The organism is Streptomyces sp. NPDC046215 (assembly GCF_040646215.1).
Taxonomy (GTDB): Bacteria; Actinomycetota; Actinomycetes; order Streptomycetales; family Streptomycetaceae; genus Streptomyces; species Streptomyces stramineus.
The window spans coordinates 1-18969 of the sequence record NZ_JBEYZW010000021.1; the positions used below are offsets into that span (position 1 = coordinate 1).

Sequence of the window (18969 nt, forward strand, 5' to 3'; positions counted from 1 at the left end):
GCTCGGCCAGCTCGTGGACCGTGGGCGAGCGCCCGTGCCGCTGGGAGAGCTCGGCCGTCGGCGCGGGGTGGTCGCTCGCCCTGCGCCTCGCCGGCCTCGGCAACGCTCGCCGCCGTAGGCGGCAACGTCAGCGCCGTGCGACGCCCTCGGCCCGAGCCGCCGCCGCGACGGCGGCGGTCACCGCCGGGGCGACCCGCTCGTCGAACGGCGACGGGATCACGCACTCGGCGCTCAGCTCGTCGGCGACGACCGCCGCCAGCGCCTCGGCGGCCGCGAGCTTCATGCCCTCGGTGATCCGCGACGCCCGCACCTGCAAGGCACCCGCGAAGATGCCCGGGAAGGCGAGCACGTTGTTGATCTGGTTCGGGTAGTCGCTGCGCCCGGTGGCCACCACGGCCGCGTACTTGCGGGCGACGTCCGGGTGGATCTCCGGCGTGGGATTGGCCATCGCGAAGATCAGCGCGTTCTCCGCCATCGAGGCGACCGCCTCCTCCGGGACCGTGCCGCCGGACACGCCGATGAACACGTCCGCGCCCTTCAGCGCCGACTCCAACGAGCCGGAGAGCCCGGCCTTGTTGGTGTACCCGGCCAGGTCGCGCTTGACCGAGTTCAGGTCCTCGCGGTCCTGGGAGACGATGCCCTTGCGGTCGCAGACGGCCACGTCGCCGATGCCCGCTTCCACCAGGATCTTGGCGATGGCCACGCCGGCCGCGCCAGCGCCCGAGATCACCGCGCGCAGCCGGCCGAGCGGCCGCTCGGTGAGCGTCGCGGCGTTGCGCAGCGCGGCCAGGGTGACGACGGCGGTGCCGTGCTGGTCGTCGTGGAAGACGGGGATGTCCACGCGCTCCTGGAGCTTGCGCTCGACCTCGAAGCACCGCGGCGCCGAGATGTCCTCCAGGTTGATGCCGCCGAAGGAGGGCGCGAGCCGGGCGACGGTGTCGACGAGCTCGTCGACGTCCCGGCAGTCGAGCGCGAGCGGCACCGCGTCCACGCCGCCGAACTGCTTGAAGAGAATGGCCTTGCCCTCCATCACGGGCAAGGACGCCTCGGGACCGATGTCACCGAGGCCGAGGACGGCACTGCCGTCCGTCACGACCGCCACCACCTGGGACTTCCAGGTGTAGTCGTGAACGAGCTCGGGCTGCTCGGCGATGGCGCTGCAGACCTTCGCGACACCCGGTGTGTAGGCGAGGGACAGATCGTCCCGGTCGCGCACGGGCACGGTGGCCCGGATGGCCATTTTTCCGCCCCGGTGCAGCGCAAAGGCCGGATCGAAGAGCTCGTCCTGAGCCCCGTCCGCACCGCTGTCGCTGCGAGGATTCACGATCTCCGCTGCCACTATTCTGACCCCTTTGTCGAATTGCCGTCGAGGGTATCGCCCGAGGTCGCGGGCGTCGAACGTGCCGCATACACGCTCTGGGCCCCTGGGTACGGGGTGTGGCTGGTCTTTCTACCGGATCGGCACTACGGCCGACGAGTGAGTTCCCGGCCCGTGGGTCACGGCACCCGCACGATCACGCCAAAAGCGTGTCAACTGGTGCCGGAAGTCCATGGAGTGAGACAAGAGGTGCGTGATCTACGTCTCGCACCGAGGAGGAACGCCTAAGTCCGGTAGTACGAACCGACCTGGTACCGCACGGGGATCACCCGTTATCCGATTTTGACATAGCGGGCCCCCCGAACGGTGCAGTCCAGATGGCAAGATGCCCAAATCACACGAGGTCGCGGCGCCCGCCGATGTGTGCCCCCGGCCCGGTGCGAACCGCGTTCCAGCAGCGCGTTCCCTCGGCTATCCCCTCACCCGCAGGAGGAATCAGCAATGACCGCAAGCTCCACCCATCGCCCGGCTGCCGCCAGGAGTCATACGGCCGCCGCCGGTGCGATCGCGGTCGCCGGCGCCCTGCTGCTGACCGGCTGCGGCGACATGAGGGACAAGGCAGGCCCCGCGGACCAGGCGGTCAAGGGCTCGGAGGCCCCGCTCTTCGCCAAGCTGCCCAAGCGGATCCAGGACTCCAAGGTCATCAAGGTGGGCTCCGACATCGCCTACCCGCCCGTGGAATTCAAGAAGAACGGCAAGGTCGTCGGCATCGACCCCGATATCGCCGCCGCCCTGGGCAAGGAACTGGGGGTGCGGTTCGAGTTCAACAACGGCACCTTCGACAGCCTCCTGATCGGTCTGCGGTCAAAGCGTTACGACATGGCGATGTCCGCCATGACCGACACCAAGGACCGCCAGGAGGGCAAGGACTCCAAGACGGGCAAGAAGGTCACCGACGGTGTCGACTTCGTCGACTACTTCACCGCCGGCGTCTCGATCTACACGAAAAAGGGCGACACCAAGGGCATCTCGTCCTGGGCCGACCTCTGTGACAAGAAGGTCGGGGTGCAGCGCGGCACCGTCTCCGACGACATGGCCAAGGCCGAGTCGGAGAAGTGCGAGAAGGACGACAAGGGGTCGATCTCGATCGAGGCGTTCGACACCGACCTGGAGGCCCAGACCCGCCTGAAGGCCGGTGGCGTCGACGCCGTCTCCAGCGACTTCCCCGTCGCGGCCTACGCCGTCAAGACGTCGGGGGGCGGCAAGGACTTCGAGGCGGTCGGCGAGCAGGTCGAGGCCGCGCCGTACGGCATCGCCCTCTCCAAGGAAAACGCCCAGCTGCGGGACGCCCTCAAGGCGGCCCTCGAAGCGATCATCAAGAACGGTGCGTACGAGAAGGTCCTGCAGACCTGGGGCGTCGAGGCCGGCGCCGTCAAGGAAGCCAAGGTCAACGGCGGTTCCTGACCCCCTCTCCCTTCCCTCGTACGGCACGCTGAAAGGCCATACCCGTGACTGATTCCCCCGAAAAGCCGGAGCCCGACAAGTCGGAGCCGGACCCGTCAGAGTCCGAGAAGTCGGCTGCGGGAACCCCGCCGGAGCCGGCCGCCTCCGGCGAGAAGGCCGAGAAGGCCGCTCCCGGCGAGAAGCCCGAGAAGCCCGAGAAGGCTGAGCCTGCCGAGCAGCCCGAGGCTGAGCAGCCCGAGTCCGACAAGGCCGCGAAGAAGGACGAAACGGTCGAGAAGGCCGCGGTCGGCGAGTCCCCGGAGGACGCGAAGCCTGCCGCGAAGCCGGATCTCGCGAAGAAGGATCTCGCGAAGAAGGACGGCGAGCCCGCCCCCGAGGGCCCCCGCACCAAGGCCGCCTCCAAAGCCGCGACCGCGAGCGCCGTCGCCACCGAGCTCCGGGCCATCCCCGTCCGGCACTACGGCCGCTGGGTCTCCGCCGTCGTCGTCCTCGGCCTGCTGGCGCTGCTGCTCAACGCCTTTGCCACCGCGGACGTCAACTACAGCGCCATTCCGGACTACCTCTTCGACTCCACGGTCGTCGAGGGTCTCGGCAAGACGATCCTGATCTCGGTGCTGGCGATGCTGCTGGGCCTGGTGCTCGGCATCGTGCTGGCCGTGATGCGGCTGTCGAAGAACCCGGTGACCTCCTCGGTCTCCTGGCTCTACATCTGGTTCTTCCGCGGCACCCCGGTGTACGTCCAGCTGCTGCTGTGGTTCAACCTCGCGTTGATCTTCCCGTACATCAACCTCGGCCCGATCTACCGGGACGAGATGAGCGACTTCATGACCCCCTTCATGGCCGCGCTGCTGGGCCTGGGGCTCAACGAGGCCGCGTACATGTCGGAGATCGTCCGGGCCGGCATCCAGTCCGTCGACGAGGGCCAGACCGAGGCGTCGCACGCGCTGGGCATGAACCAGGGCAAGACGCTGCGCAGGGTCGTGCTGCCGCAGGCGATGCGCGTGATCGTCCCGCCGACCGGCAACGAGTTCATCAACATGCTGAAGACCTCGTCGCTGGCCGCGAGCGCGGCCCAGTACCTGGAGCTGTTGCGCTCCACGTCCGACATCGGCCAGACCACCGGCGCCACGGTGGAGATGCTCTTCCTGGCCGCCACCTGGTACCTGATCCTCACCAGCGTCTTCAGCGTCGGCCAGTTCTACCTGGAGCGGCACTACGCCCGTGGTTCGCTGCGCAGCCTGCCGCTCACCCCGTGGCAGAAGGTCAAGTCGAACCTGGCGGCCGTCGGTCACCGTTCCCCCGGAGGTATGAGCGCATGAACGCGATGGTGAAGGCCGAGGGCGTCCACAAGTCCTACGGCGCGGTCCAGGTCCTCAAGGGCATCGACCTCGAAGTCGCCCCGCGCGAGGTGTTCTGCCTCATCGGCCCCTCCGGCTCCGGCAAGTCCACCTTCCTGCGGTGCATCAACCACCTGGAGAAGATCAGCGCGGGCCGGCTGTCCGTCGACGGCGAGCTGGTGGGCTACCGCCAGAAGGGCGACAAGCTCTACGAGCTCAAGGACAGCGAGGTGGCCCTGAAGCGGCGGGACATCGGCATGGTGTTCCAGCGCTTCAACCTCTTCCCGCACATGTCGGCGCTGGCCAATGTGATGGAGGCGCCGATCCAGGTGAAGCGCGAGTCCAAGGCGGTCGCCCGCGAGCGGGCCATGAAGCTCCTGGACCGGGTGGGCCTCGCCGACAAGGCGGGCAACTACCCCTCCCAGCTCTCCGGCGGCCAGCAGCAGCGGGTGGCCATCGCCCGGGCCCTGGCCATGGAGCCGAAGCTGATGCTCTTCGACGAGCCGACCTCCGCGCTCGACCCGGAGCTGGTCGGTGACGTCCTGGACGTCATGCGGGGGCTGGCCGAGGACGGCATGACGATGGTCGTCGTCACGCACGAGATGGGCTTCGCCCGCGAGGTCGGCGACTCGGTGGTCTTCATGGACGACGGCGTCGTCGTGGAGTCCGGCCACCCGCGCGAGGTGCTGACCAACCCGCAGCACGACCGGACGAAGGCGTTCCTGTCCAAGGTGCTGTAGCCGCCGCAAGGCGGCCCGGACGGACGAGGCGGCGGCGCGGGGAGACCCGCACCGCCGCCTCGTCCGTCAAGGGGCGGGATCGCGGTCACCCGGTGTAATACCCTCTAATTCGGACCGGCCATTACTTGATCGACTACTCCGCGACACCGGCGTCCACAGATATCTGCGTAAGGACCAAAAGTGGAACTGGCCTACTACTCGGACTATGCCGTGCGGCTGGTCAACTCCGAGCAGCCCAGCCGGGGCGCCGACGCGCTCACCTCCGTCGAGGCCCTGCGCGAGCTCTTCGGCGCCGGCGCCCAGGCGGCCCGCCGGGCCGCGGACAGCGACGTCACCCGGCTGCGGTCGGTCCGGGCCAGGCTGCGCGCGGTCTTCGAGGCCGCCGACGAGGGCGACGAGGTGCGGGCCGTGGACCTGCTCAACGCGCTGCTGATGGAGTTCCCCGTCAGCCCGCAGATCTCCGGCCACGAGTTCCGCGACGACGACGGCCGCCCCAAATGGCACATGCACATCGCCGACCACGCGGCCAGCGCCAGTGCCTCGTACACCGCCACGGCCTGCATGGGCCTGGCCGTGCACCTCACCGAGTACGGCGTCGACCGCCTCGGCATCTGCCAGGCCGTGCCCTGCCGCAACGCCTACCTGGACACCTCGACCAACCGCTCCCGCCGCTACTGCTCCGACCGCTGCGCGACCCGCGCCAACGTCGCCGCCTACCGCGCCCGCAAGCGCCTGGAGAACCGCGACCCCGCCGCCGCGGCCGGCCCCACCCGCACCGGCCTGAGCGCCGAGACCAGCCAGGACAGCAGCGAGGCCGCCGAGCGCTGACCCGCCCCGGGCGGCCGGCGCAGCCGCACCCAGGCCCGGGCCACCACCAGCTCCTCGGGCACCGTCCCGAACTCCCGGCTGTCGTTCGCGACCAGGGGATTGTCACCCCGCACCCACCAGCCGCCCGCGCGCCGCTCCACGGCCCGCTTGACGATCAGCAGGTCCTGCCGGAACGGGTGGCGCAGCACCACCACGTCACCCGGGCGGACGGTCGCCCCGTACTGGACGACCAGCTGGTCGCCCGGGTTCAGCGTGGGCACCATCGACGGGTTGTAGACCTCGGCCAGTCCGATCCGCAGCAGTCCGCGGCGTTCGCGGTCCTGCTCCTGCCCGCGCTCGTCCACTCGCTCCTGCACCACGGCTCCTCCCGGTCCATTTCGCCACCGGTCCCAGACTGACACCGGACTTTTGTCCTAGGCCCCCCGGGGCACCCGAGAAAAGCCTTCCCACACCGAGTAATCTCGCACCTGAGAAGACGATCACGAGGAAGGACAGCTCTATGCTTTCCCGCCTGTTCGCCCCCAAGGTGCAGGTCAGTGCCCACTGCGACCTGCCGTGCGGCGTTTACGACCCGGCCCAGGCCCGTATCGAGGCCGAGTCGGTCAAGGCAGTCCAGGAGAAGTACCAGGCCAACGAGGACCCGGACTTCCGCACCCGCGCCCTCATCATCAAGGAGCAGCGCGCGGAGCTGGCCAAGCACCACGTCTCGGTGCTGTGGAGCGACTACTTCAAGCCTCCGCACTTCGAGAAGTACCCCCAGCTGCACCAGCTGGTGAATGACACCCTCAAGGCCCTGAGCACGGCCAAGGCGTCGAACGACCCGAAGACGGGCGAGAAGGCGCTGGAGCTCATCGCCGAGATCGACAAGATCTTCTGGGAGACGAAGAAGGCCTGATCCCGGATCAGGGTTTCCGTTCCGCGGGCGCTCGCGCTCCGCGGTGCGTCGGCTGTCGCGCCCGGCCCGTCCGGATCCCGTCCAGGGGTCCGGACGGGCCGGGCGTCCGCGCTTCAGGTGCGTTTGAACTCCGCCGGCCCCGCGTTCATCTCGATCGTGCCGTCGGGGTGCAGGACCGGGCGGCGTTCCGTCATGCGGCCGCTGTAGGTCTCGACGTGGCTGATGGCCGCGCCGTCCGGGCCCGTGAAGTCGACGAGGGCGATCGCCACCCAGTAGCGGGTCTTGGCGTTCTCGTACAGCGGGACCGTGACCGTGGAGCCGCGGGCGTCGCTGACCACGACCTTCGCGCCGAAGCTGCGGAACGAGCCGAAGCCGTTGCTGAGGGCGGAGTAGGCGCAGAGCAGGACGTAGCCCTGCTCGTCGGGGCGCACGATGCGGATGGACTCCCGGCCCGGTACCCGGGAGTCGCCGTCCAGCTTGATGTACGGCGGGGCCGTCAGCGAACCGAGGTTTTTGTAGTAGACGACTCCGGCGTTCCGCGCGGCCTCGGCCGACCGTGGGGCCGGGCCGTTCTTGACGACCGTGCCCGGCGGCCGGCTGCCGCGCCGGGCCTCCGACGCCGGTACGAACAGGGCGTACAGGTCGAGGTCGGCGCCGCGGTTGCGCCGGCTGTCGCTGCCGCCGTCCCATTCCAGGGCCGCCGTCACCACGAGCTCCCGGTCCTGCTTGTCCAGGCTGATCGACGCCCGGCCGCCCTTGTCGAGACTCACGCTGCCGAGCGGGGGCTTGGTGAGGTTCGCCGGAACCGGGGCCGGAATCGGGGCAGGGGCCGGGGCCGGGGCGTCGTCGACCTGGACGCCGAAGTCGGTGGCCACGCCCGCGAGGCCGGACGCGTAGCCCTGGCCGACGGCCCGGATCTTCCATGCGGGGCCCCGGCGGTAGATCTCCATCAGGACGGCGGCGCGTTCGCCTCCGGTCATCGGCGGCACCGGGAACAGGACGGGCGCTCCGGAACCCTGCACGGCCCGGACGGACAGGTCTCGCACGCCGCCGAACGTCCGTGTCGCGTCGGACGGGTCGCAACCGGCCACCAGGACCACACGGTGCACGGACGGGGGGAGGGCCGCCGGCTCCACGACGATCCGCTCGGGTTCCCCGGCGCCGGCGGGCAGGTGGCGGACCGCGCCCGCCTCGCCGGCCGGCTGGTTGAAGAACACCATGTCGGCGTCGGACCGCACCTTGCCGTCCGCGCCGATCAGCAGGGCGCTGAGGTCCAGGTGCTCGCCGGTGCCGTGCAGTTCGGCCGTGATCGGCCCGTCGGATATCGGGGCGTTCGCGCCCTTCGCCAGTTCCGTCATGACCCCTTCTCCCCTGTGGTGTCGTTGCGCGCCACCTTCGCACAGGGGAGGGGCGGTTCAGGAGGGCACCACCAGGCGGGCCTCGGTCAGGGTGGTGATGAGCGTCGTGACGTCGCCGTTCGCCCGCTCCGGGGCCAGGTCCGGGTGGCGGGCGGTGAGGGCGGCCGCCACCTGCGGGGGAGTGGCGCCGTCGAGCAGGGCCCGGAGGATGCGGGCGGCGGTGCCGTTGAGCTGCCAGTAGCGGCCGGAGGTCTCGTCCAGCAGCACCATTCCCTCGTCGGTGGCCGTCGCGGAGACGTCCTTGCGCAGGGCCAGGGTCACGGTGCTCCTCCGGTCGTCGTGCCGCTCCCGGGCCCGGGAGGGACCGTTCCGCGTGCGGCCCGGCACCCCCGGGATCCCCAGCTCTCCGTGCCTCACGCCCGGAGGGCGGCTCCTCCACCCGAAAGGGTGGGCCCGCTCATTTCTCCGGCCGCAGGAGGGCCGTGATGCGCGCGACGGTCTCGCTCAGGTGCCGGTGGGCCTCGGCCGCCTGAGCCGCCGTCACCCCGTGGTCCCGGGCGGTGTCGCGGATGTCGTCGCGGAAGCGGTCCAGGAGGCGGTCCAGGTCGCGGGCGGGGTTCTCGGACAGGGGGTCGGGCGGGGTGCCCCACGCCGGGGCGGGGGGCCGCGCGCCGGGCTCGCCCGGGGCGTCCGCGCGCTCCACCGTGACCTCGGGCCCGGTACCGGCCGCGCGCCCGCCGAGCGAGCCGAGCTCCTTCGCCAGCGCGCTCAACCCCTCGGCGATGCCCTTCGACCAGTCGCCCTGCCGGGTGTGGCCCTGCACCTGCTCCTGCACGCGCTCGGCGATGCGCAGGAACTCCTCGCGGGCGTCCTCGTGGGCCGTGCGCGCCTGGCGCCGGGCCTGCTGGGCGTCCTGCTTGGCGCGGCGGCTCTCCTCCTTCGCGCGGCGCGCCTGCTCCTTCCACTGCTCCTTGGCGCGCTTGAACTCCTCCTTCACCCCCTCGAAGGAGTCGCCCGTCTCGCCCCCGGTGGCTGCCCGGGCCCGGAGCGCCGCCTCGCGCATCTCGCGCCGCAGGGCGCCCGCGGTGCCGCGGACGTCCTCGCGGATGTCGGCCGCGAGGGCGGCGACGGACTCCCGGATCTCCAGCTCCAGCTCGGCCAGCTCGCCCTGGCGGTCGGCGAGCTCGGCGCGGCCCGCGCCGGTGAGGGAGTAGACCTTGCGGCCGCCCTCGGTGGCGTGGGTGACGAGCCCCTCCGCTTCCAGCTTGGCCAGGCGCGGGTAGACGGTGCCGGCGGAGGGCGCGTACAGGCCCTGGAAGCGCTCCTCCAGCAGCCGGATGATCTCGTAGCCGTGGCGGGGTGCCTCGTCGAGCAGCTTCAGCAGGTACAGGCGCAGCCGGCCGTGGGCGAAGACGGGGGGCATCAGAGAACCTTTCCCCGGGCGGGGGCGGCGGCGCCGGCCCAGTCCTCGGTGTCGGGCCGGCGCAGGAGGGCGAGCGCGCCGGAGACGGTGGTGATCTTAAGGCTGCCGAGGCCGGCGCCGAGCCGGCCGGTGATCTTCCTGGCGCCGAACGGGGTGCTGACCGACAGCTCCTCGAAGGCGCAGGAGACCGGGCCGCCGGTGGTGGACGCGTCCACCGACACATCGGCGGTGGCGGGCAGCCGGACGGCGATCTCGCCGGAGACGGTGGCGAGCGAGAGGGCGGGGGCCCCGACGGCGGGGGAGAGGTCGAGCGCCATGTCTCCGGTGACCGAGTCGGCCTCGACGCGGGCGCCGGCGCTCTCGACGAGCGTGAGGTCGCCGGAGACGGAGGTGAAGCGCAGGGTGCCGCCGAGCCCCTGGGCCTCCAGCCGCCCGGAGACGGTCTCGGCGCGGACGGCGCCGGTCAGCCCCGCGAGGGTGGTGTCACCGACGACGCCGCGGACGTCGGTGCGGCCCGAGACGCCCGAGACGACGGCGCTCGCGTCGACGACGCCGACCTCCACGCGGGTGGCTGCCGGGACGGTGAGGGTGACGGTGGCGCTGCGATTCCACTTGCCGCGGGGCCACTTCAGGAAGCCGCTCCACGTCAGGTCCTCGTAGGTGACCGTGAGGGTGCCCGACGCGTGGGTGACGACCAGCGGCGGGCCGTCGATCGCGGAGACCTCCAGCCGGGCCGGCCCGCTGTCGGTGCCCACGACGTTGACCGTGCCGCCCACGATCCGTACGGAGAGCGCCGTGACCGGCTCTTCGAAGGTGATTTTCCGCGGCTCGGACAGTGACCAGTGCGAGGGAGCGGGCTGGACCGGCATGCCGGTTCCTCCTTGGCGGTCCGGGGTACGAGCGAGACGCAACCTATCGCGTCTCTTCATCAAACACGATATATCGCGTCCGGGGGAAGTCAAGCGCGCGCGGCGTGGCATAGCGTGGACGTATGTCCGCAACTGATCACAGCCGTGCGGCGGCGGTCCTGCTGCTCTGCCGGGCCGAGCCCGACCGCGTACGCCCCTCCGCGCAGCTCCTGAACGAACCCCTCCTCCTGGTCCCGGCCGGCGAGGAGTGGAGCGCGCTGATCCCCGGAGAGGACTCCTGGCGCTCCGAGGGCACCCACCTCTCCGAGGCCGCTGCCGGGTGGGCACACGCCCTGGCCGTCGGCGAGCAGTGGCCCGTCGTGGGGCTGTGGTGGGACGAGGGCGGCGCGGGCTTCGTGGTGGCGGCGGGCTTCCGCCGGACGGTCGGCTACGCGTGGCTTCTGGACGGCACCCCCGTCGGGGAGGAAGCGGCCATGGACGCCCTGCGCGCCCGGCTCGGCCTCGACCCGGTGCTCGACGGCGACGCCCTCGACGGGCTCACCCGCCCGGACTCCGACGCCGGGGCCGCCGCCCGGGTGCGCGGGCTCATCGCGGTGCTGACCCGGGCCGGACTGACGCTCCCCGCGGGCCTCGCCCCGGGCACGGGCGCGGCCGGGCTGCGCGCCGCGGCCGGGGCCCTGCCCTCGGTCGAGGCCGTCGACTGGCCGGGCTGGCGCGAGGCCGTCCGCGCCGGGCTGGACGCCGCCGAGCGCGGCACGCTCGGCCCGTGGACGCGCGGCCCCCGGGCCCGCGCCCGGGGCGCGGCCGAGATCGCGGCGGGCCTGGCCCTCACGGCGTGGGCCCGCAGGTCGGGCCGCGGCGGCTGGACGGCGGTGGGGGCGCTGCTCCTGGCGGACGGCGCGCTGGCGCTGGCGTACGACAGGTGGCGCGACCGGGGCGCCGGCGCGGGCCCCGGCCACGGATCGCCGGCAGGCTAGGAACCCGGCTCGGGGCTCCGGCCGCCGCTACGCCTTCGCGGCGCTCGACGCGGCTGAGCTGACGCAGTCCCCGGCGTGGCCGCCGGGGGTCGGTGGGCGCCCGGTGCCGTCCCCGGCCCGGGCCGTCACGGCCGCGCCGCCGAGCATCCCCCGTCGCAGGCACCCCGCCTAGAGGTCCTCGTCGTCCTCGTCGTCCAGGCGGGCCAGCCACGTCGCCAGCCGCTCGACCGGGACCTCGAAGTCCGGGTTCAGGTCGACGAACTCGCGCAGGCGCTCGGCCACCCAGCCCAGGGAGACCTCCTCTTCGCCTCGCCGGTTCTCCAGCTCCTCGATGCCGCGGTCGGTGAAGTACAACGTGCTCTCCGTCAGGTGAAAGGGCGGGGAAGGCCGGGCGGGCAGCCGCGGGCCACGGGGCATACCCGTCCAGGATAGGCGGGGCCTTGGCCACGGCCTCGCGCACCCGCCCGGCCCGGGGCCCGCCTCGCCCCCGCCGGGGCGGCCGGCGCCGACAACGCCGAGTGCCCGTGGCTCAGCGGCCGTTCTGCCCTCGTGCCCGTCCGCGTCAGCCCGTACGGCCGGTCCGGCCGTACCGCCTCCGCAACGGCGAGTTCCGCGCCTGCCGCCCTGGCCGGACGGCCCCGTGGCTCAGCGGCCGTTCGGCTCCTCGTGCCCGTCCGCGTCAGCCCGCAGGGCCGGTCCGGCCGTACCGCCTCCGCAGCGGCGAGTTCCGCGCCTGCCGCCCTGGCCGGACCGGCCCGCAGCCGCCGGAGGCGACCTCACGAGCGGCCCCGCCGGCGCCACCCCGCGACCCACGGAAAACGGCCGGGCCCCCACCGTTCGTCACGGTGGGGGCCCGGCCCTTACTCAGGTGTCGCGATCTCAGACGTCGAAGACCTCGGAGACCAGGGCCTGCTGCTCCGCCTGGTGGCGCTTGGCCGAGCCGACCGCCGGGGAGGAGGAGTGCGGCCGGGAGACCCGGCGCAGCCGCTCCTGTGCCGGGATGTCGGCGCCGACGGCCAGGTCCAGGTGGTCGATCAGGTTGAGCGCGATGAACGGCCACGCACCCTGGTTCGCCGGCTCCTCCTGGGCCCACACGAACTTCTCCGCGCCCGAGTACTTGGCGAACTCGGCCTGGAGCTCGGCACCCGGCAGCGGGTACAGCCGCTCGATACGGACGATGGCCGTGTCGTTCGCCCCGCGCTTCTCCCGCTCGGCGATCAGGTCGTAGTAGACCTTGCCGGAGCAGAAGACGACCTTGCGGACGTCCGCGGTGTTGACGGTGTCGTCACCGATGACCGGACGGAACTGGCCGCTGGTGAACTCCTCCGCCTTCGACGCCGCGGCCTTCAGACGCAGCATCGACTTCGGGGTGAAGACGATCAGCGGCTTGTGGTGCGGGTTGTGGACCTGCCAGCGCAGCAGGTGGAAGTAGTTCGACGGCAGCGTCGGCATGGCCACCGTCATGTTGTTCTGCGCGCAGAGCTGCAGGAACCGCTCGATACGGGCCGAGGAGTGGTCCGGGCCCTGGCCCTCGTAGCCGTGCGGCAGCAGCAGCGTGACGCCGGAGGTCTGGCCCCACTTCTGCTCGGAGGAGGAGATGAACTCGTCGGTGATCGACTGGGCGCCGTTGACGAAGTCACCGAACTGGGCCTCCCACAGCACCAGCGTGTCCGGGCGGGCCAGCGAGTAGCCGTACTCGAAGCCCATCGCCGCGTATTCGCTGAGCAGCGAGTCGTAGACGTTGAAGCGGGCCTGGTCCTCGGACAGGTACAGCAGCGGGGTGTAGTCGTCGCCGGTGGCCCGGTCGACGAGCACCGCGTGCCGCTGGCCGAAGGTGCCGCGGCGGGAGTCCTGGCCGGCGAGCCGGACCGGGGTGCCCTCCATCAGCAGCGAGCCGAAGGCGAGGGTCTCGCCCATGGCCCAGTCGATGGTGCCGTCCTCGACGCTGGCCGCGCGGCGCTGCAGCTGCGGCAGCAGACGCGGGTGCACGGTGACGGAGTCGGGGAGGTTGACCTGCGACTCGGCGATCCGCTTGACGACCTCCTGGGAGATCGCGGTGTTCACCGGCACCGGGAACTCGGCCTGCGGGGCCGGGACCTCGGTCGGCACCGGGGCCGTGGCGGCGTCCCGGACCTCGGTGAAGACCTTCTCCAGCTGCCCCTGGTAGTCCTGCAGGGCCTGCTCGGCCTCTTCCAGGGTGATGTCGCCACGGCCGATGAGGGACTCGGTGTAGAGCTTGCGCACCGAGCGCTTGCGGTCGATGAGGTCGTACATCAGCGGCTGCGTGAAGGACGGGTTGTCCATCTCGTTGTGGCCGCGGCGGCGGTAGCAGATCAGGTCGATGACGACGTCCTTGTTGAACGCCTGGCGGAACTCGAAGGCCAGCCGCGCGACGCGGACCACGGCCTCCGGGTCGTCACCGTTCACATGGAAGATCGGCGCCTCGATCATCCGGGCGACGTCGGTGCAGTACATCGACGAGCGCGAGGACTCCGGCGGCGCGGTGAAGCCGACCTGGTTGTTGATGACGATGTGCACGGTGCCGCCGGTGCGGTAGCCCCGCAGCTGCGACATGTTCAGCGTCTCCGCGACGACGCCCTGGCCCGCGAAGGCCGCGTCGCCGTGCAGCTGGACGGGGAGGACGGTGAAGTCCGTGCCCGCCTTGCCGATGATGTCCTGCTTGGCGCGGGCGATGCCCTCGACGACCGGGTCGACCGTCTCCAGGTGCGAGGGGTTGGCGGCCAGCGAGACCTTGATCTGCTCGCCGTCCAGACCGGTGAAGGTGCCCTCGGCGCCCAGGTGGTACTTCACGTCGCCGGAGCCGTGCATCGACTTCGGGTCGAGGTTGCCCTCGAACTCGCGGAAGATCTGCGCGTAGGACTTGCCGACGATGTTGGCCAGGACGTTGAGACGGCCGCGGTGGGCCATGCCGATGACGACCTCGTCCAGGCGGGCCTCGGCGGCCGCGTCCAGCACCGCGTCCAGCAGCGGGATGGAGGACTCGCCGCCCTCCAGCGAGAAGCGCTTCTGGCCGACGTACTTCGTCTGCAGGAAGGTCTCGAACGCCTCCGCGGCGTTCAGCCGGCGCAGGATGCGCAGCTGCTCCTCGCGCTCCGGCTTGGAGTGGCCGCGCTCGACCCGGTCCTGGATCCACTTGCGCTGCTTGGGGTCCTGGATGTGCATGAACTCGATGCCGGTGGTGCGGCAGTAGGAGTCGCGCAGCACGCCCAGGATGTCGCGCAGCTTCATCATGGTCTTGCCGGCGAAGCCGCCGACCGCGAACTCGCGCTCAAGGTCCCACAGGGTGAGGCCGTGCTCGGTGATGTCGAGGTCGGGGTGCTTGCGCTGGCGGTACTCCAGCGGGTCGGTGTCGGCCATGACGTGGCCGCGGACCCGGTAGGAGTGGATCAGCTCGAAGACCCGGGCGGCCTTGGTGACGTCGTCGTCGTGGGAGACGTCGATGTCCCGCAGCCAGCGGATCGGCTCGTACGGGATCCGCAGCGCCTCGAAGATCTCGTCGAAGAAGCCGTTCTCGCCGAGCAGCAGCTGGTTCATGATCCGCAGGAACTCGCCGGAGGCGGCGCCCTGGATCACGCGGTGGTCGTACGTCGAGGTCAGGGTCATGACCTTGGAGATGCCCAGCTTGTTCAGGGCGTCCTGCGAGGTGCCCTGGAACTCGGCCGGGTAGTCCATGGCGCCGACGCCCAGGATGAGGCCCTGGCCGGGCATCAGGCGCGGCACGGAGTGCACGGTGCCGATGCCGCCGGGGTTCGTCAGCGAGGCGGTGACCCCGGTGAAGTCGTCCATCGTCAGCTTGCCGACGCGGGCGCGGCGGACGATGTCCTCGTAGGCCTGCCAGAACTCGAAGAAGTTGAGCGTCTCGGCCTTCTTGATGGCCGCGACCACGAGCTGGCGGTCACCGTTCGGCTTGACCAGGTCGATGGCCAGGCCGAGGTTGACGTGGGCCGGCTTGACGAGGGTCGGCTTGCCGTCCTTCTCCGCGAAGGAGTAGTTCATGGACGGCATCAGCTTCAGCGCCTGCACCATGGCGAAGCCGATGAGGTGCGTGAAGGAGACCTTGCCACCGCGAGCGCGCTTGAGGTGGTTGTTGATGACGATGCGGTTGTCGAACAGCAGCTTCACCGGGACGGCGCGGACGGACGTGGCCGTCGGCAGCTCCAGCGAGGCGTTCATGTTCTTGGCGACCGCGGCGGACGGACCGCGCAGCGTCACGTACTCGGGGCCTTCGGGCGCGGCGGCGGGCTCGGCCGCCTTCGCGGCGGCCGCCGGCTTGGCCGGCGCGGCCTGCTGTGCGGCAGGAGCCTTGGCGGCGGGGGCCGCAGCCTTGGCCTGCTGCGCGGCGGGCGCCTCGGCAGCGGGGGCCGGAGCCGCCTGCTGGGCGGCGGGCGCAGCCGCCGCGGGCGCGGCGGCCGGGGCCGCCTGCTGCGGGGCCGGCGCGCCCGGCGCACCGGCGGCGGCGCCACCGGTCACCGGCGCGGCAGCGCCCGGCTTGGCCTGCGGCGCGGGCACGGGCGAACCCGGCGGCGCGGCCGCGGTGGTACCCGGCTTGTAGTCGGCGAAGAAGTCCCACCAGGCTCGGTCGACCGAGTTCGGGTCCTGGAGGTACTGCTGGTAGATCTCGTCGACGAGCCACTCATTGGAGCCGAAGACGTCCGCAGGGCTCTTGCCCTGCCCGTCTTGGCCGGTCGAGATGCTCGAGGTGTTGGGGGACTCTGGCGACACGGCGGCAACCGCCCTCTTCCGCTTCACAAGGTGATGGACAGCGGAAATAAAGGCTACGCCTGTCTGCACGGTTGATGCAGGCCACCCGGGCCAGTCGTCGCGCAAGTCACATTCATCGACGGGTTTCGTGGCATGACTTGGCGGGAAACACACGAGGTTTTGTCCGTCCCAGGCACTTCTGGGTTCGCCGAAGCGTGCCCACGCTCCCTCGAATGTGTGCTTCCGCCACCGACCCTACGTCAACTTGGATCACGAGGGCCTCCCGGAAGGGTGACCTGTATGCGGCACCCCTGGGGGGATTCGGCCACCCCGATGCTGCCGCCGTGCAGATCCACCGCCCAGCGCGCGATCGCCAGGCCCAGCCCCGTGCCGCCGTCGCTGCCCGGACCCTGCTGGCCTGAGCCCCCGCGGTTGAACCGCTCGAAGACCCGGTGGCGCTCCCCCTCCGGGATGCCCGGGCCCTCGTCCAGCACCTCCAGGGCCAGCGACTGCGCACCCTCGCCCCGGCGGGCCCGCACCGTCACCCGGCCGTGCGGGGGGCTGTGCTTGACCGCGTTGTCCACCAGATTCGCCACCACCTGGTGCAGCCGCTCCGCGTCCGCGTGCGCGGTCAGCTCCGGCGGCGATACGTCCAGATGCAGATGGACGTCTTTGCGGCGGTGCGGAGAGGAACCCGAGCCGTTGGCCATGCTCGCCTCCTTCAGCACCCCCGCCAGATACGGCCAGACCTCGAAGCGCCGGGCATGCAGCGGTACGACCCCGTTGTCCAGCCGGGACAGATCCAGCAACTGCTCCACCAGCCGGCCCAGCCGTTCGGTCTGCTTCAGCGCGGTGCGCATCGTCTCCGGATCCGCCGCCGAGACGCCGTCGACCACGTTCTCCAGCACCGCCCGCAGCCCCGCGATGGGCGTCCGCAGCTCGTGGGAGACATTGGCCACCAGCTCCTTGCGGTGGGTGTCCACCGCCTCCAGGTCGGCCGCCATCCGGTTGAAGGCGTCGGCCAGGTCCCCGAACTCGTCGCGCCGCCCGTCCCCCACCCGCCGGGTGTAGTCGCCCTGCGCCATCGCCCGGGTGACCTCGGTCATCTCGTCCAGGGGAGCGGTCAGACCGTGCGCCACGAACTGCGTTATCAGCAACGAGGCGATGATCGAGAAGACCGTGATCACCCGCAGCTCCGTCGCCGAGTGGATCGCGACGAACACCAGGAAGGTCGTTATCACCACCGAGCCGATGACCAGCGCGCCCAGCGCCGCCTTCACCGACCGGTAGGGGTCCAGCGGCCGCAGCGCCTCCCAGACGCGCCCGCCCAGCCCCGCCGGCGAGGGACGCTCCCGCCCGCCCTCGCCGCCCGGCCCGCCCCCAGCCGTCCTGGACGTACGGCCGGTCATACCGCCGGGGTCTCCAGGGCGTAGCCCACTCCGTGGACCGTACGGATCCGCTCCGCCCCGATCTTCCGGCGCAGCGCCTTGATGTGGCTGTCCACCGTCCGGGTGCCGGAGGCGTCGGCCCAGTCCCACACCTCGGCGAGCAGCTGCTCCCGGGAGAGGACCGCGCGCGGGGTGTTCGCCAGGCAGACCAGCAGGTCGAACTCGGTCGGCGTCAGATGCACGTCCGCGCCCCGGACCCGCACCCGCCGCTGGGCGTGGTCGATCTCCAGCTCGCCCAGGCGCAGGATGCCGGTGCGCGGGGTGTGCGCGGCGAGCGCCGCCCGCTCCACCCGGCGCAGCAGGACGTGCACGCGCGCCGCCAGCTCCCGCATCGAGAACGGCTTGGTCATGTAGTCGTCCGCCCCCACGCCGAGCCCGACCAGCATGTCGGTCTCGTCGTCACGGGCGGTGAGCATCAGGACCGGCACCGGCCGCTGCGCCTGCACCCGGCGGCACACCTCCAGGCCGTCGAAGCCCGGCAGCATCACGTCCAGGACCAGCAGGTCCGGCTGCCACGCCTCGGCGGTGTCGACGGCGGCGGGGCCGTCCCCCGCGGTCCGCACCTGGAACCCCTCGGCCCGCAGCCGGGCCGCGATGGCGTCGACGATGGTCCGGTCGTCCTCGACGACGAGCACCCGGCGCTGCGCCCCGGGGGAGGCCGAGGCGCCGTTCGGGCTGATGTGTGTCTGCTCCATGCGCCCCGCCCCTAGCGTCTTCGCGTCTTCCCGTCGCGTGCGTTTCTTTCAGTCCTGCGGCTGTGGCAAGCAGAGTACGGGCAGGTGGCAGGGGACGGCTACGCGGCACGGAGCGCGAGGTGGACTACGTCCGGGACGCCCCGGGCAACGGCGATCTCTTCGGTTCTTACCCCTTCGAACCCGGCATTTCGCAGGGCCGTGTCGAAGTCCTCCGACGGCCGGGCGGACCAGACGGCGAGCACGCCGCCGGGCGCGAGCAGCTCCCGGCACGCGGCGAGGCCGGCGGGGGAGTAGAGGCCGCCGTTGTCCTCGGTGACGGTCCAGCCGGGCCCGTTGTCGATGTCCAGGCACAGCGCGTCGAACACCGCGCCGGGGGGAGGGGTGCGGACGAGGGCGACCAGGTCGGCGTGGACGACCTCCGTGCGCGGGTCGGCGAGCGCCGCCCGGGAGACGGCGGCCAGCGGGCCCGTCCGGTGCCAGTCGATGACGGCCCGCTCGCGCTCGACGACGGTGATCCGGCCCCAGCGGGGCTGCTCCGCGGCCCGGGCCAGGGAGAAACCGACGCCGAGGCCGCCGATCAGGACCGCCGGATCCCGGCGCCCGGCGGGCAGGGCCGCCAGGGCGGCGTCCACGAGCAGCCGCTCGGAGCGGCCGTCGGAGGTGTCCATCAGGAAGCAGCCGTTGGCGATGATCTCGAGGACCGCCCCCCGGCGGCGCAGCACCACCTCACCGTGCGGGCCGTCCCGCCGCTCCACGGTGACGGGGGGTTCGTACCGGACATCGTGCGCAGTCATGACGGGCCTCCGGAGGGTGGTGGTACGCGGCGGACGCATCGCTTGCATGTTCGGTTGAGCGTCGTGACGGGAGTCACGGGGCGGGCTTGATTTGCCGGGCT

At 71.7% G+C, this 18969-nt stretch carries 17 protein-coding genes; 6 read left to right on the forward strand and 11 right to left on the reverse strand.

Annotated features, from left to right (window positions below; translation table 11 throughout):
* Nucleotides 1-127: 127 nt before the first annotated feature.
* Nucleotides 128-1339 (reverse strand): NADP-dependent malic enzyme, encoded by a 1212-nt coding sequence (locus ABZ951_RS12035; protein ID WP_344091830.1) that lies wholly within the window; start codon nt 1337-1339, stop codon nt 128-130.
* Nucleotides 1340-1819: 480 nt separating this feature from the next.
* Between ABZ951_RS12035 and ABZ951_RS12040 the strand changes: the two genes are divergently transcribed.
* From ABZ951_RS12040 to ABZ951_RS12055, 4 genes are all read left to right on the forward strand, one after another.
* Complete coding sequence (locus ABZ951_RS12040) at nt 1820-2782, forward strand: ABC transporter substrate-binding protein (RefSeq protein WP_344091832.1); 963 nt, start codon at nt 1820-1822, stop codon at nt 2780-2782.
* A gap of 443 nt (nt 2783-3225) precedes the next feature.
* Nucleotides 3226-4101 carry an amino acid ABC transporter permease gene (locus tag ABZ951_RS12045; protein ID WP_344091860.1) on the forward strand — a complete coding sequence of 292 codons (876 nt, stop codon included), beginning with the start codon at nt 3226-3228 and terminating at the stop codon, nt 4099-4101.
* Nucleotides 4098-4859, forward strand: a complete 762-nt coding sequence (locus ABZ951_RS12050) for an amino acid ABC transporter ATP-binding protein (protein ID WP_344091834.1) — start codon at nt 4098-4100, stop codon at nt 4857-4859. Before ABZ951_RS12045 ends, ABZ951_RS12050 begins: the two co-directional genes overlap by 4 nt.
* Before the next feature lie 180 nt (nt 4860-5039).
* Nucleotides 5040-5687, forward strand: a complete 648-nt coding sequence (locus ABZ951_RS12055) for a CGNR zinc finger domain-containing protein (protein WP_344091836.1) — start codon at nt 5040-5042, stop codon at nt 5685-5687.
* Here ABZ951_RS12055 and sodX read toward each other — a convergent pair.
* Complete coding sequence (gene sodX / locus ABZ951_RS12060; protein ID WP_344091862.1) at nt 5573-5989, reverse strand: nickel-type superoxide dismutase maturation protease; 417 nt, start codon at nt 5987-5989, stop codon at nt 5573-5575. The genes ABZ951_RS12055 and sodX overlap by 115 nt on opposite strands.
* Before the next feature lie 197 nt (nt 5990-6186).
* Here sodX and sodN point away from each other — a divergent pair, with 197 nt between their 5' ends.
* Nucleotides 6187-6582 (forward strand): superoxide dismutase, Ni, encoded by a 396-nt coding sequence (gene sodN / locus ABZ951_RS12065; protein WP_344091838.1) that lies wholly within the window; start codon nt 6187-6189, stop codon nt 6580-6582.
* 113 nt (nt 6583-6695) lie between these two features.
* Here sodN and ABZ951_RS12070 read toward each other — a convergent pair whose 3' ends face one another.
* The 4 genes from ABZ951_RS12070 to ABZ951_RS12085 all read right to left on the reverse strand — a co-directional run bounded on the left by ABZ951_RS12070 (nt 6696) and on the right by ABZ951_RS12085 (nt 10232).
* Nucleotides 6696-7940 (reverse strand): TerD family protein, encoded by a 1245-nt coding sequence (locus tag ABZ951_RS12070; RefSeq protein WP_344091840.1) that lies wholly within the window; start codon nt 7938-7940, stop codon nt 6696-6698.
* A gap of 57 nt (nt 7941-7997) precedes the next feature.
* The gene (locus ABZ951_RS12075; RefSeq protein ID WP_344091843.1) at nt 7998-8261 is read right to left on the reverse strand and encodes a lasso peptide biosynthesis PqqD family chaperone; all 264 of its coding nucleotides are present in this window, start codon (nt 8259-8261) and stop codon (nt 7998-8000) included.
* Between the two features lie 136 nt (nt 8262-8397).
* The gene (locus ABZ951_RS12080) at nt 8398-9363 is read right to left on the reverse strand and encodes a helix-turn-helix transcriptional regulator (RefSeq protein ID WP_344091846.1); all 966 of its coding nucleotides are present in this window, start codon (nt 9361-9363) and stop codon (nt 8398-8400) included.
* Nucleotides 9363-10232, reverse strand: coding sequence for a DUF4097 family beta strand repeat-containing protein (locus ABZ951_RS12085; RefSeq protein WP_344091849.1), 870 nt, complete (start codon nt 10230-10232; stop codon nt 9363-9365). Before ABZ951_RS12085 ends, ABZ951_RS12080 begins: the two co-directional genes overlap by 1 nt.
* 122 nt (nt 10233-10354) lie before the next feature.
* Here ABZ951_RS12085 and ABZ951_RS12090 point away from each other — a divergent pair, with 122 nt between their 5' ends.
* Nucleotides 10355-11209, forward strand: a complete 855-nt coding sequence (locus tag ABZ951_RS12090) for a hypothetical protein (RefSeq protein WP_361279752.1) — start codon at nt 10355-10357, stop codon at nt 11207-11209.
* 168 nt (nt 11210-11377) lie between these two features.
* On the opposite strand, the gene ABZ951_RS12095 is transcribed toward ABZ951_RS12090, so the two are convergent.
* The 5 genes from ABZ951_RS12095 to ABZ951_RS12115 form a co-directional block, all read right to left on the reverse strand.
* Nucleotides 11378-11563 carry a DUF6104 family protein gene (locus ABZ951_RS12095; RefSeq protein WP_344098152.1) on the reverse strand — a complete coding sequence of 62 codons (186 nt, stop codon included), beginning with the start codon at nt 11561-11563 and terminating at the stop codon, nt 11378-11380.
* Between the two features lie 525 nt (nt 11564-12088).
* Nucleotides 12089-15952, reverse strand: a complete 3864-nt coding sequence (locus tag ABZ951_RS12100; protein WP_361279754.1) for a multifunctional oxoglutarate decarboxylase/oxoglutarate dehydrogenase thiamine pyrophosphate-binding subunit/dihydrolipoyllysine-residue succinyltransferase subunit — start codon at nt 15950-15952, stop codon at nt 12089-12091.
* 239 nt (nt 15953-16191) lie between these two features.
* The gene (locus ABZ951_RS12105; protein ID WP_344098161.1) at nt 16192-17340 is read right to left on the reverse strand and encodes a HAMP domain-containing sensor histidine kinase; all 1149 of its coding nucleotides are present in this window, start codon (nt 17338-17340) and stop codon (nt 16192-16194) included.
* Complete coding sequence (locus ABZ951_RS12110) at nt 17337-18074, reverse strand: response regulator transcription factor (protein ID WP_344098162.1); 738 nt, start codon at nt 18072-18074, stop codon at nt 17337-17339. The genes ABZ951_RS12105 and ABZ951_RS12110 overlap by 4 nt, the downstream gene beginning before the upstream one ends.
* A 98-nt stretch (nt 18075-18172) precedes the next feature.
* Nucleotides 18173-18868, reverse strand: coding sequence for a spermidine synthase (locus ABZ951_RS12115; protein ID WP_344098163.1), 696 nt, complete (start codon nt 18866-18868; stop codon nt 18173-18175).
* Nucleotides 18869-18969 lie beyond the last annotated feature (101 nt).